Below are 11,836 nucleotides of genomic sequence, written 5' to 3'. Positions count from 1 at the left end.
GTTCATGGCTCTTTATCCGTCTACCCATCGACGCGACACACGTTTTCTGTGCACGCGGCTCTTGCAACATGCCGTTCCTGACACCGCGAATCGTCGAGATGCAAGCGGCCTGTGGCGAACGACGGATGGAGCGTAGCATCGCGGATTTATTGAATAAAAATAGTTTTCCTACCTTATGGATAGTTTTTTTAGATGCAAAATTCTCCCCTTCCTCCTCGCCTATGAATGCGTGTTCGCAATCTGATCCTGCGTTCGAGGAACAGATCATTGAAAGAAACTGGAAAGGGATGCAACTCTGAAAATGGATAGGAAAAACAGATGCAATGAACAGCAAATATGTTCTTTCCCGTCCCTTTTTGTTAATCGACAGTAGGGCTTAGAACAGTAGCTGTCTCGATCATCGATACACGAGATGGACAGGCCTGCCTGCCCTTCTCCAGACCGGAGTCATTCCTTGAGTCATTCTTCAGCTGATATTCGCAACCATGCGGACTGGCGGCGCCTCGCCGCGGACATTCGCCCGCGAGCCCAGGCCCACATTGACGGCCGCTTCACGGACGCCCAGGACGGCGGCACCTTTGACGCAATCAATCCGGCGACCGAGACGGTGATTGCCAAGGTTGCATCATGTAGCGCCGCAGATGTGAACGACGCCGTTCGTGCTGCCCGTACTTCGTTCGATGCAGGCCACTGGTCGCGTTGTCCGCCGGCGGAACGCAAGCGCGTCCTGTGCCGGTTAGGTGCGTTGATTGCGTCCCACGGCGCGGAGCTTGCGCTGCTCGACTCGCTCAACATGGGCAAACGCGTGGCCGACGCGTTCGACATCGACGTGCCGGCTGCCAGCAGCCTGTTCTGCTGGTATGGCGAAGCGGTGGATAAATTGAATGGCGAGGTCGCGTCGACCGATCCGGGCAACCTCGCCGTTGTCACACGGGAGCCGCTCGGCGTAGTCGGCGCGGTCGTGCCGTGGAATTTCCCGCTCGATATGGTGGCCTGGAAAATCGCACCCGCACTTGCAGCAGGCAATAGCGTCGTGCTCAAGCCCGCGGAGCAATCACCGCTGTCGGCTCTGCGTCTTGCAGAACTCGCACTCGAGGCCGGGTTGCCACCGGGCGTGCTGAACGTCGTGCCCGGGTTCGGCGAGACGGCGGGACGCGCGCTCGGATTGCACCCCGACGTCGACGTCCTCGCCTTCACGGGCTCGACCGCTGTCGGCAAGAAATTTCTCGAGTACGCGGCGCAATCGAATATGAAACAGGTCTGGCTCGAATGCGGCGGCAAGAGTCCGAATCTGGTTTTCGACGACACGGACGATCTCGATCTGGCGGCCCGCAAAGCGTGCTTCGGCATCTTCTTCAATCAGGGCGAAGTGTGCTCGGCCAATTCACGACTGCTGGTGCAGCGCTCGATCCATGATGAATTCGTCGATCGCCTGATCGCCCATTCGCGCGACTTCATGCCGGGCGACCCGCTCGATCCTGCCAGCGGCATGGGTGCCATCGTCGACCGTACGCAGTTCGAGCGGATCAAGGAATGGATCGCGCGAGGACGCACGAGCTCGACGCTGGCGACCGGCGGCGGGACACGGCTTGTCGACGGCAAGGGGTATTTCATCGAGCCGACGATCTTTGTCGGCGTGAGCGCAAACGATCCGATTGCGCGGGAGGAAATCTTTGGGCCGGTCCTGTCGGTTCTCACATTCGACACCGAGGACGAAGCGATCGCGCTCGCCAACGATTCGATCTACGGGCTCGCCGCCTCGGTGTGGACCGGCGGCCTGTCACGCGCGCATCGCGTGGCGTCGCGCTTGCGCGCCGGCACGGTGTCCGTCAACACCGTCGATGCCCTCAGCGCGCAAACCCCGTTTGGCGGTTTCCGTCAGTCGGGGTTCGGCCGTGACCTGTCGCTGCATGCACTCGATAAATACACAGGGCTCAAAACGACGTGGATCAGTTACTGAGCCGGCGATCAACGCCCTGAGTCAACTCTGCATTGAGCCTGAGAGCACAGTCCGGGTGCGGGCGATCCGCCACACCAGGACGTGAGAGGCGAAATCTGTCCGTTACACAAAGGAACCTTGAACATGAACGCTCCTGATTTTCCGCACCGCGCCACTCGCGACTACCAACAAAGCGATGCAGCCCATCACCTGCACGCCTTCGTCGATCAGAAAGCCCTGAACGACGAAGGGCCGCGCGTGATGGTTCGAGGCGAAGGGGTCTATCTCTGGGACAACGACGGTAATCGCTATATCGACGGCATGTCCGGCCTCTGGTGCACCAACGTCGGTTACGGCCGCCAGGAGTTGATCGACGCAGCGTCGCGGCAAATGAAAGACCTGTCGTACTACAACATGTTCTTCCACACCACGCACCCCGCAGTGATCGAATTGTCGGAGCGGCTCTTCTCGCTGCTGGGCGATCGCTTCAGCCACGTCGTGTACACGAACTCCGGCTCGGAGGCGAACGAAGTACTCATTCGTACGGTCCGTCGCTACTGGGACATTCAGGGCAAGCCCGGCAAGAAGGTGTTGATCGGGCGAATCAACGGCTATCACGGCTCGACGGTCGGCAGCGCGTCGTTGGGCGGCATGGCCTTCATGCACGAGATGGGCGACCTGCCGATTCCGAATGTCACGCACGTCGACGAGCCCTACTGGTACGCGAACGGCGGCGACCTGAGTCCTGAAGCATTTGGCAAGCAGGCAGCGTTGTCGCTCGAAAAGAAGATTCTCGAACTGGGCGCGGACCGGGTCGGCGCGTTTGTCGCCGAGCCATTCCAGGGCGCGGGCGGCATGATCTTCCCGCCGGACGGCTACTGGCAGGAAATCCAGCGCATTTGCCGTCAGTACGACGTGCTGTTGTGCGCGGACGAAGTGATTGGCGGTTTCGGTCGAACCGGAGAGTGGTTCGCGCATCGGCATTTCGGCTTCGAACCCGATCTGATCTGTATTGCGAAGGGTCTGACGTCGGGCTATGTGCCGATGGGCGGTCTCGTGATGAGCCGGCAGGTCGGCGAGGCACTGGTTGAACAGGGCGGGGTCTACGCGCACGGACTGACCTACTCAGGTCACCCGGTCGCGGCGGCGGTCGCGCTGGCCAATCTCGATGTGCTCGCGAAGGACCGCCTGGTCGAACGCACGAAGAACGATACCGGCCCGTATCTGCAGAAGGCATTGCGTGATGCATTCGCCGATCATCCGTTGATTGGTGAGATCCAGGGCGTGGGCGCCGTGGCCGCAATACAGTTCGCGAAAAATAAGGCCACCCGCGAGCGCTTTAGTAACGAAGCCGAATTGACCTGGCATAGCCGGACTGTCGGCTTCGAACTGGGCGCCGTGGTGCGCTCGACGAACGGGCGGTTGATCGTCGCTCCGCCGCTTGTGATCGACCATGCGCAAATCGACGAACTGGTCGACAAGATGCGCCAGGCCGTGGATGCGACGGCACAGAAGGTACTCGGCAATAGCCGTTGATCCTGTTCCGCGCGTTCCCGTCACTGCGCCCCTGCTCCTTCGTGCAGGGGCGCAGGATCGCCAAGGATGAACGAGCAGCCGACTGATGCGTCCGCGTCGACGTGTAGAACCTGACGACCGTGCCCGGCGTCGTCAGGCACCTCTGGTGCACCCGCACCGCACCTCAAACCAGACCTCCTGCAACTCCTCCGCGGAAACCGCCTTCGGTGATTCAGGATCCCGATATGTATCCGCCGTTACGTTTTGTCACCAGAGCACCGTCAACTGCTGTCTTCCGGCCAGCGTTAAACCGGCAGCGCTGAGACATTTCAGCCGCGACACAAAGAACAACCGGTTCAACCAGGAGTTACATCATGAAGACGCTTTTCGCCGCACTCGCTTCCGCTCTCGTCGTGTCGACCGCATTCGCACAAACCGCAGCGCCGTCGGCCGCGCAACCCGCGCAAACGCAACCCGCCGGTCAAGCGAATCTGAAGGCGAGCACCGCCGTGCAAACCGGCGCCACGACCGAAGGCGCCGCGACAACGAAAGCGCCGGCCAAGGCGCATGTGAAGAAGGCCGCCGCCACGCATACGGCAAAGGCGCACAAGACCACCAAGAAGACCGCTGTTGAACCGACGGCCAGCAAGACAAAGACGGAGAGCGCGAAAGAGGCCAGCAATGCCCCGGCAAAAGCCGACGGCGCAAAAACCGACGCGACAAAGACGCAATAACACGTGATCGGTTTTCGGCACGCACCGGCCAGGCATGCGTAGTTAATCGAAGCCGAACTGTGCCGTTCAGGGAGGGCGAGTCTGATGACTCGCCTTTTTTTCTTTTTTCGTTAACCCCCCCAATTTTTGCACTGCGTTTACCCGTAGACGTCTAATCTCGAACTGTCTTGATCAACCATGGCGTCAACGAACGCCGCATTAAATGGCCCTCACGCAATCCATCGACAGTTTCGACACGCAGCCGCTCGGCGCGCCGCCGGTCCGACGCAACAATGTCATTCCCTTCCCCGCGGCGCGCGCCCGCTTGCAGGTCACCCTGCCCCACCCCACGCACGATCTTCCCGGCACCCAACTCCGCGCATTGCTTCATTCGCCGCTCGGCGTGTACGTGGTCAGCACCGAGGCCGTGCGCGAAGAAGTACGCGTACAACTCGACATCGCGCTCGACGATCTCGACTTCACCTTGCATACGCTGATTTCCACCCTCCCCGCTGCACTGATCGGACCTCTGAAGCGCCGCCACGCCGTCGCAAAGGCGAGCTAATCATGTTTTCAGGTATCTGGTTGCCTATCGTCACTCCATTCCGCAATGGCGAGGTCGACGTCGACGCATTACAGCGTCTCGCGGACTACTACCTGCGCACGGAAATCAGCGGTTTTGTCGCCTTGAGCACGACGGGCGAAGCCGCTTTGTTACAGGAATCCGAACGCCTCACCGTGTTGCAGGCGCTGACCGACGTCATCGGCTCCCGTTTGCCGATGCTGATCGGCGTCGGCGGTTCGAATACGCGCGACGTCCTGCACGATATTCAGCGCTATGAGCGCTGGGACTGTGCGGGTTATCTGGTGTCCGCGCCATCGTACGTATGTCCCGATCAGGCCGGCGTGCAATGGCATTTCGAACAGGCCGCACTCGCCACCGAACGCCCCATTGTTTTGTACGACGTGCCGCATCGGACCGGTGTGGCGATTGCGCCCGACACCGTTGCGCGCCTGGTCGAGTATGGCAACATCGTCGCGATCAAGGAATGCGTCAAGGAGCACTTCAGCAAACTGCGCGGCCTGCCGATCAGCGTGCTGTGCGGCACCGACGAAGCATTGGACGATTGTCTGCACAACGGCGGCACAGGCGGCATTCTGGCCAGTGCGCATGTTTGCGCGGATCTTCTGGTTGCGGTACAGGAATTGATCCGGGCCGATCGCGAACCGGACGAACGCAATCTGTTCGCCAGCTTGCTGCCTGTGTTGCGCCTGCTATTCGCCGCGCCCAACCCTTCCGCGATCAAAGCGATGCTGGCGTTCGACCACGCCATGACCGACGAAACACGCATGCCGATCACGCGCGCTTCGGCGCAACTCGTCGAGCGCCTGAGCACCGCGCGCGACAGGTTGCAAGACCTGCGCGCCGAGTTCGCCGGAGCGATGAGCTAAAGCGCCCAAGCGCTAAAGCAGCAACAAGAAGGTCCGGGAACGAACCCATGCGCCACGAATGCGTGAATCATTCGTGGCGCAAACTTGCGTCCAGGCGCTGCATCCGCAGCACGACACGGCGCGCGTAACCGCGGCCGCCGCCGCTATAGCGAAGCAGTGCGGCGTCGAGATCGCCGCCGCTCTCGTCGAGGTAGCCACGCAAAATGGTCGTGCCGATCCGCACGTTGATCGCCGGATCGGACAAATCGGTTGTGTCCGCAATCAATTGCGGATGCGCGGCCGGCAAGACCTGCATGAGCCCGCGCGCACCTGCGTTGCTGACCGCGTGGCGATCGAAACTCGACTCGACCGACATCACGGCAAGCAGCAATACCGGCGAGATGGCGTGACGGTCGGCTTCGATCAACACCGCGCGCGCAATTTTCATGGATTCCATGGGCGCCACGCGAAACTGCGCGCGCAGCATGGCGGTGATATCGCTGAGCGCCGGCAGGCCGGGCTCAGGTGTTGCGTCGCTCGCGGCAGTCGGAGCGGAAGACGCCAACTGCGCGTCGGCGCCTTGCGACGCTGCCGCAAGCGCGAAGACGATCACCGTGAGCATCGCCTTCAGGCCGAATTTCGGACCAAGGCCTTGTTGTGTTTGCACACCATCCAGAGCGCTATTTCCATGCATATTTTCGCTTCCTGACCGGGGTGGCTCGACCTTACCGGGCTTGGTGTAGCGAATCGCCAAAGAAATAGGGGTGCGCCGTAAAATGCTTATAAAGACGTGTAGTCGTGCGCGACCTCGACACGACGCGCTTCGATCATTCCGCCGCCGGATTCAGATCGGCTAGCGCGCTGAGCTTTTGCACATCGGTGATTTCGATTTCCGCATAGCGCAGCTTCAACGCGCCCTGCGTTTCGAATTGCTTGAGCACCTGATTGATCGTCTGCCGCGACAAAGCCAGCATCATCGCCAGGTCCTCCTGCGGCACCTTGAGTACACGCCGCATGGCGCCGGGTTCGCCGTAGCCGCCTGCCATCAGCAATAAGCGGCGTGCCACGCGCTGCGCGGCGGGCAACAAGGCGGCTTCTTCAATAGCGTCGAAAGCGAGTCGCAGTTTTTGCGTCAACAGCAAGCCGAAGGCGTGCCAATACTCGGGCGTGCGTTCTAGCAGCGCGGCAAGCGCGGCGCGCGGCACATGAAACAGTGCGGAATCGCGCTCGGCATACGCGTCATGGGTTCGCGGGCGATTATCGAACAGGGCGATCTCGCCGAACCAGTTGACCGGTTCGATGACCGCAAGCAGCGCTTCCTTGCCGGCCGAACTCGCCGCACCGATCCGCACCAGGCCGTCGAGCACACAATAGAGGCCATCGTCGGAATCGCCGCGCGTGAAGAGCCGTTCACCCGCCGCGAGGCGCTCGACACGCCCCGCCTGGATCAACTGCGCCTGCATGGCGGCGGGCGCCGAGCGAAACCACGCGCTGCGCTCAAGCAGGCGGCCAGGCTCATTCGACGAAAAACTCGCAGTCATAGGACGGCATCCGTGCCCAATTGTCGGCTACCCGATGGTTTCAATTTGCGCTGCCCGCGATTATGCTGACTTTGATTGAGGAGCGGCATCCATGAGAACGCTGACACAACAGCTTACGCAATACGCGGCCTACCATCGTGACCGGCGCAATATCGCCACGCATTTTGTCGGTATTCCGATGATCGTGCTGGCGCTGGCGGTGTTGTTGAGCCGGCCGGTTTTCGGCTTCGGCTCACTGCCTTTTACCTTGTCGCCCGCGTGGGTGCTGTTCGTTGCGGCAACCGTCTATTACCTCGTGCTCGACGTGCCGCTCGGCGTGATGATGGCCGTGGTATCGGTACTGTGCGTCGCATGCGGACAGTGGCTCGCCGCGCAGGCTACGCTCACCTGGCTTGCCTCGGGCATCGGACTCTTCGTGGTGGGCTGGGTGTTTCAGTTCATCGGTCACGTTGCATACGAGCATCGCAAGCCGGCATTTGTCGACGACGTGATCGGTCTGCTGATCGGACCGCTATTCGTGCTCGCTGAAGCGTTGTTCAGTTTCGGCTGGCGGCCAGCATTGCGCGAAGCGATCGAGGCGCAGGTCGGCGCGACGCGCATCAACGCGGATCACGCCGCGGCGCATCGCTGAATCGCGGTGCCTGATTCTGCGGCCCGAGGTCAACGCGGCGCAAGCCGAACGAGCTGCACACTATGCAACGCCGTCAGCGCAACCGCGATCCAGATCGGAATGTACGTCGCCAACTGCGCGGCATTGAGTGTCTCGCCAAGCAAGGTGATCGAGACAAACACGAGCAACACCGGCTCGACATACCCAAGGATGCCGAACAACGCGACCGGCAATAAACGGCTCGCCTTCAGATACGAAGCGAGCGCAATGGTGCTGAGCGCGCCGAGCCCAGGCAACAGCAGGCACCACATGTCGATGCGCCCGCCAATCATCGCCAGCGACCCGCCAATGAAAATGAACACAGCCGCCGCCGGCAACAACAGCGCCATTTCCACCGTGAACATGGCGAGCGAATCCTGATTGATTTTGCGGCGCAGCACGAAATAAGGTGGATAGCCGAGCGCGACGAGCAAGGTGGGCCACGAAAAGGCCCCCGTCATCCACAATTCGTGCGCGACGCCCAACGCGGCGCAGATAACAGCGAGCCACTGCAATCCGTCGAGACGCTCGTGATAGTAGAAACGACCCACCAGCACCATCACGAGCGGCAGCAGAAAATAGCCGAGCGAGACTTCGAGCATGCGCCCATGCAGCGGCGCCCATAGAAACACCCACAGTTGCGCGCCCAGCAGAACGGCGCTGACAACCATCGCCACGCCGAGCCGCGGCTCCGTCACCATGCGGTAAAGAAGTTGCCGAAGAATAGGCAGACGTTTGCGCAGCACGATCAGCACCAACGCGCCGGGCACGGTCCACACGACACGCCACGCGAAAATGTCGAGACCGCTCAACGGCGCGAGCAGTTTGACGTAAGCGGACAGTAAAGCAAACATCGCGGACGCACCGACGGACAACGCGATTCCGCGCTTTGGGTCATACTGGTTCATTGCGCGGCCCGTGATGCAATCGCCTTGGCGCGCGGTGCAGGTAGGTGCGGCGCAGCAACGGGCTGCGCGCCTCGAATTGTTGTCATTGGAAGTGGCGTCTCTCAATCTGGCACTGCGTCTGGCAATGCGTCTGGCAGTGCGGCTTGCTGGGCGAATCAGGCGCAGCGTTTTTATCTTCGATCGGCAATGCAAGCGGGCATTCTAGACGGGTTCACGACCAACGTGCCCGCTCGCACATGGCAATCAGCAGCAATTTTTCCCGTGCGCATCGTGCGCGAATGCACTAGAACATAACTTCACGCGCGCCAGGCGAGTCCGCAACTGCAACGCTGGCAATTTCCCGCGCAGTTGCTCAAGCGCGAAACTTGCTTCGAAGTCTCGCGACACCGTTTGCAACGTCATCCGGAACGTCCCGGAAATCCGGCGCAACGATCAGCCGTCATTTGCAACTGTCATCCGCAGCATCAACGAGCCGGGCCGGCAAAGGCAGTCCATGCGGACCGGACCAGCCCTTCTTTCCCGCGGCATGCATCAACTGCGTTTCACCGCGCATGCCGCCGCCCGGCCTGCAATCCCGCTCATCGAATGTGACTACTGGAGCCAGCATGACCCAGCCAGCCATCTCGCACGACGCATCGCCCGATCTATTCCGTGCAACCTTCGCCGCCGACGTACGCGCCGGACTCACGCACAGCCCGCAGAAAGAACTGCCGTCGAAGTATCTGTATGACGAAGTCGGCTCCGCGCTGTTCGAAGTGATCACCGTGCTGCCCGAATACGGCGTGACGCGCGCCGAAGAACGGCTGCTCGCCCGGCACGCGGCGGATATCGTCGCGCATCTGCCGCACGACGTGACCGTCGCCGAACTGGGCAGCGGCAGCGGCCGCAAAACGCGGCGCATTCTGGAGGCGCTGTGTAAAAAGCGCCCCACTTCTTACTGCCCGATTGAAATATCGCGCAGCGCGCTGCAGTTGTGCAGACGCGAACTGGGCGACATCGAGCGCATCTCGATCGTCGGTTATGAGCGCGATTACCTGGCGGGACTGGCCGAAGTAAGCAAGACCCGCGCGGCGGACGAGCGCTTACTCGTGCTGTTTCTCGGCAGTACGATCGGTAATTTCGGCAGACTGGCGGCGACGCGTTTTCTGCGCGATATCCGCAACATGCTGGCGCCCGGCGACGCGCTGCTGCTCGGCACGGATCTGATCAAGCCAACCCCGGTACTGGTGGCCGCCTACGACGACGCGATCGGTGTGACCGCGTCGTTCAATCTGAATCTGCTGGCGCGCATCAACCGCGAACTCGATGGCGATTTTCCGCTCGACGCGTTCGAGCACGTCGCGCGCTTCAATCCGGACGCGCGCAGCATCGAGATGCATCTGCGTGCAAAGCGCGATGTCACCGCGCATGTGGGCGCCGCGCAATTGACGGTCTCGCTCAAGGCAGGCGAAACCATCTGGACCGAAAGTAGCCACAAATATCGCGTGGACGAGATGCCCGCGATCGCCGATGACGCGGGCTTCGTGTGCAGCCATCAGTGGATCGAAGATGGCTGGGGCTTTGCGGAGAGCTTGCTGGTCGCGCGTTGAATGCGGTTCGGCCGCTCAGTGCTGCTCAGTGCTGCTCAGTGCTGCTCAGTGCTGCTCAGTGCTGCTCAGTGCTGCTCGAAACGTTCGAAGCGCTTTTCGGTGGCGCGCTCTTCGCCGGTCACCTCGGTGACGCGGGCCGCCGGCGGCCCGTGACGCAGCCATGACAGCATCCGGTCGACCTGGTTGGCCGAACCCTGCAACATGGCTTCGACAGAGCCGTCGTCGAGATTCGCCACCCATCCCTTGATACCGAGCGCGTGGGCCTGCCGCACAGTGGCATGGCGAAAGCCCACACCCTGCACGGTGCCATGCACCCGCACGTAATACGTTTCGATCCGCTGGTCCAGATCCGGGGCCATGCCGTCTTCTCCATACATTCTTTCAAGCCGGCATTCTAGTCGCGTCGCGACGAGAATGCTCGGCCGCGTCTCAGTTCGCCTGTGCGCTTAGGCCTCATGGCGCGACACGCGGCACGCGCGACACGTACAATCCGTCGACTGTCACGCAGGGAAGCAAACAGAATGACCGAACAGAATCGCGATCTCGTGCTCGTGACCGGCGCATCCGGCTTCGTCGGCTCGTCGGTGGCGCGCATTGCGCAGCAGAAGGGTTTCAAGGTGCGCGTGCTGGTGCGTGCCACCAGTCCGCGCAAAAACGTCGAGGCGCTGGACGCGGAAATCGTCGTCGGCGATATGCGCGACGAAGCGTCGATGCGCAACGCGCTGCGCGGCGTGCGCTATCTGCTGCACGTGGCGGCGGACTATCGTCTGTGGGCGCCGGACCCGAGTGAAATCGAGCGTTCGAATCTCGAAGGCACCGAGGCGACCATGCGCGCCGCGTTGAAGGAAGGGGTCGAACGCATCGTCTACACGAGCAGCGTGGCCACGCTGAAAGTCACCAGTTCCGGCCAATCCGCCGATGAAACCTCGCCGCTCAATGCCGATCAGGCGATCGGCGTGTACAAGCGCAGCAAGGTGCTCGCCGAGCGCGCGGTGGAGCGGATGATCGCCGAGGACGGCCTGCCGGCCGTGATCGTCAATCCGTCCACGCCGATCGGCCCGCGCGACGTCAAGCCGACGCCGACCGGGCGCATCATCGTCGAAGCGGCGCTCGGCAAAATTCCGGCGTTCGTCGATACGGGACTGAACCTCGTGCACGTGGATGACGTGGCCGCCGGCCATTTTCTCGCGCTCGAACGCGGCAAGATCGGCGAACGCTACATTCTCGGCGGCGAAAATCTGCCGCTGCAGCAAATGCTCGCGGATATCGCAGCGCTGACCGGCCGCAAGGCGCCGACGCTGAGTTTGCCGCGCTGGCCGCTTTATCCGCTCGCCGCGGGCGCCGAAGCCGTCGCCAAGATCACAAAGCGCGAACCGTTCCTCACCGTCGACGGTCTGAAGATGTCGAAGAACAAGATGTACTTCACGTCGGCGAAAGCGGAACGCGAGCTTGGCTATCGCGCACGGCCCTATCGTGAGGGCTTGAGCGACGCGCTCGACTGGTTCAGGCAAGCCGGATATTTGAAGCGCTGACAAAGCCCTGACGCGGGCC

13 protein-coding genes are annotated in these 11,836 nt (G+C 61.7%); 9 read left to right on the top strand and 4 right to left on the bottom strand.

Annotation, left to right across the window (positions count from 1 at the left end; genetic code table 11):
• From PQR67_RS35105 to PQR67_RS35080, 6 genes are all read left to right on the top strand, one after another.
• The coding region (locus PQR67_RS35105; protein WP_408467385.1) for a hypothetical protein at positions 1 to 299 on the top strand (299 nt) is incomplete at its 5' end.
• A 113-nt stretch (positions 300 to 412) separates the two neighbouring features.
• Positions 413 to 1,960 carry an aldehyde dehydrogenase gene (locus PQR67_RS35100; protein WP_408467384.1) on the top strand — a complete coding sequence of 516 codons (1,548 nt, stop codon included), beginning with the start codon at positions 413 to 415 and terminating at the stop codon, positions 1,958 to 1,960.
• A gap of 123 nt (positions 1,961 to 2,083) precedes the next feature.
• On the top strand, positions 2,084 to 3,475 hold the full coding sequence (locus tag PQR67_RS35095) for an aspartate aminotransferase family protein (protein ID WP_408467383.1): 1,392 nt from the start codon (positions 2,084 to 2,086) through the stop codon (positions 3,473 to 3,475).
• Positions 3,476 to 3,828: 353 nt separating this feature from the next.
• Positions 3,829 to 4,188: a hypothetical protein gene (locus PQR67_RS35090; RefSeq protein WP_408467382.1), complete on the top strand. Its 360-nt coding sequence runs from the start codon at positions 3,829 to 3,831 to the stop codon at positions 4,186 to 4,188.
• 202 nt (positions 4,189 to 4,390) lie between these two features.
• Positions 4,391 to 4,732, top strand: coding sequence for a hypothetical protein (locus PQR67_RS35085; RefSeq protein WP_408467381.1), 342 nt, complete (start codon positions 4,391 to 4,393; stop codon positions 4,730 to 4,732).
• 2 nt (positions 4,733 to 4,734) lie between these two features.
• Positions 4,735 to 5,619 (top strand): 4-hydroxy-tetrahydrodipicolinate synthase family protein, encoded by an 885-nt coding sequence (locus PQR67_RS35080; protein WP_408467380.1) that lies wholly within the window; start codon positions 4,735 to 4,737, stop codon positions 5,617 to 5,619.
• A 67-nt stretch (positions 5,620 to 5,686) separates the two neighbouring features.
• Here the strand turns inward: PQR67_RS35080 and PQR67_RS35075 are convergent, their stop codons facing one another.
• Positions 5,687 to 6,265 carry a lytic transglycosylase domain-containing protein gene (locus PQR67_RS35075; protein WP_408467379.1) on the bottom strand — a complete coding sequence of 193 codons (579 nt, stop codon included), beginning with the start codon at positions 6,263 to 6,265 and terminating at the stop codon, positions 5,687 to 5,689.
• Between the two features lie 160 nt (positions 6,266 to 6,425).
• Positions 6,426 to 7,139 (bottom strand): Crp/Fnr family transcriptional regulator, encoded by a 714-nt coding sequence (locus PQR67_RS35070; RefSeq protein WP_408467378.1) that lies wholly within the window; start codon positions 7,137 to 7,139, stop codon positions 6,426 to 6,428.
• A gap of 91 nt (positions 7,140 to 7,230) precedes the next feature.
• On the opposite strand from PQR67_RS35070, the gene PQR67_RS35065 reads away from it, so the two are divergent.
• A complete protein-coding gene (locus PQR67_RS35065; protein WP_408467377.1) occupies positions 7,231 to 7,770 on the top strand; it encodes an Mpo1 family 2-hydroxy fatty acid dioxygenase in 540 nt (179 codons plus the stop codon).
• A gap of 29 nt (positions 7,771 to 7,799) precedes the next feature.
• On the opposite strand, the gene rarD is transcribed toward PQR67_RS35065, so the two are convergent.
• Positions 7,800 to 8,696 carry an EamA family transporter RarD gene (gene rarD, locus PQR67_RS35060; protein WP_408467376.1) on the bottom strand — a complete coding sequence of 299 codons (897 nt, stop codon included), beginning with the start codon at positions 8,694 to 8,696 and terminating at the stop codon, positions 7,800 to 7,802.
• A gap of 605 nt (positions 8,697 to 9,301) precedes the next feature.
• Between rarD and egtD the strand changes: the two genes are divergently transcribed.
• Entirely contained in the window at positions 9,302 to 10,285 is a 984-nt protein-coding gene (egtD, locus tag PQR67_RS35055) for an L-histidine N(alpha)-methyltransferase (protein WP_408467375.1), read from the top strand.
• 65 nt (positions 10,286 to 10,350) lie between these two features.
• Here the strand turns inward: egtD and PQR67_RS35050 are convergent, their stop codons facing one another.
• Positions 10,351 to 10,644, bottom strand: a complete 294-nt coding sequence (locus PQR67_RS35050; RefSeq protein WP_408467374.1) for an acylphosphatase — start codon at positions 10,642 to 10,644, stop codon at positions 10,351 to 10,353.
• Between the two features lie 162 nt (positions 10,645 to 10,806).
• Between PQR67_RS35050 and hpnA the strand changes: the two genes are divergently transcribed.
• Positions 10,807 to 11,817, top strand: a complete 1,011-nt coding sequence (gene hpnA / locus PQR67_RS35045) for a hopanoid-associated sugar epimerase (protein WP_408467373.1) — start codon at positions 10,807 to 10,809, stop codon at positions 11,815 to 11,817.
• Positions 11,818 to 11,836 lie beyond the last annotated feature (19 nt).

The organism is Paraburkholderia fungorum (genome assembly GCF_046026025.1).
Taxonomy (GTDB): Bacteria; Pseudomonadota; Gammaproteobacteria; order Burkholderiales; family Burkholderiaceae; genus Paraburkholderia; species Paraburkholderia fungorum_E.
This window is presented reverse-complemented; position numbering and strand designations above follow the sequence as displayed.

Excerpts from the sequence above, each read along its gene's own strand:
- PQR67_RS35090 (WP_408467382.1), top strand. The coding sequence starts at position 3,829 with ATGAAGACGCTTTTCGCCGCACTCGCTTCCGCTCTCGTCGTGTCGACC.
- PQR67_RS35095 (WP_408467383.1), top strand. The coding sequence starts at position 2,084 with ATGAACGCTCCTGATTTTCCGCACCGCGCCACTCGCGACTACCAACAA.
- PQR67_RS35080 (WP_408467380.1), top strand. The coding sequence starts at position 4,735 with ATGTTTTCAGGTATCTGGTTGCCTATCGTCACTCCATTCCGCAATGGC.
- PQR67_RS35085 (WP_408467381.1), top strand. The coding sequence starts at position 4,391 with ATGGCCCTCACGCAATCCATCGACAGTTTCGACACGCAGCCGCTCGGC.
- PQR67_RS35070 (WP_408467378.1), bottom strand. The coding sequence starts at position 7,139 with ATGACTGCGAGTTTTTCGTCGAATGAGCCTGGCCGCCTGCTTGAGCGC.
- PQR67_RS35065 (WP_408467377.1), top strand. The coding sequence starts at position 7,231 with ATGAGAACGCTGACACAACAGCTTACGCAATACGCGGCCTACCATCGT.
- hpnA (WP_408467373.1), top strand. The coding sequence starts at position 10,807 with ATGACCGAACAGAATCGCGATCTCGTGCTCGTGACCGGCGCATCCGGC.
- PQR67_RS35050 (WP_408467374.1), bottom strand. The coding sequence starts at position 10,644 with ATGGCCCCGGATCTGGACCAGCGGATCGAAACGTATTACGTGCGGGTG.
- PQR67_RS35100 (WP_408467384.1), top strand. The coding sequence starts at position 413 with ATGGACAGGCCTGCCTGCCCTTCTCCAGACCGGAGTCATTCCTTGAGT.
- rarD (WP_408467376.1), bottom strand. The coding sequence starts at position 8,696 with ATGAACCAGTATGACCCAAAGCGCGGAATCGCGTTGTCCGTCGGTGCG.
- egtD (WP_408467375.1), top strand. The coding sequence starts at position 9,302 with ATGACCCAGCCAGCCATCTCGCACGACGCATCGCCCGATCTATTCCGT.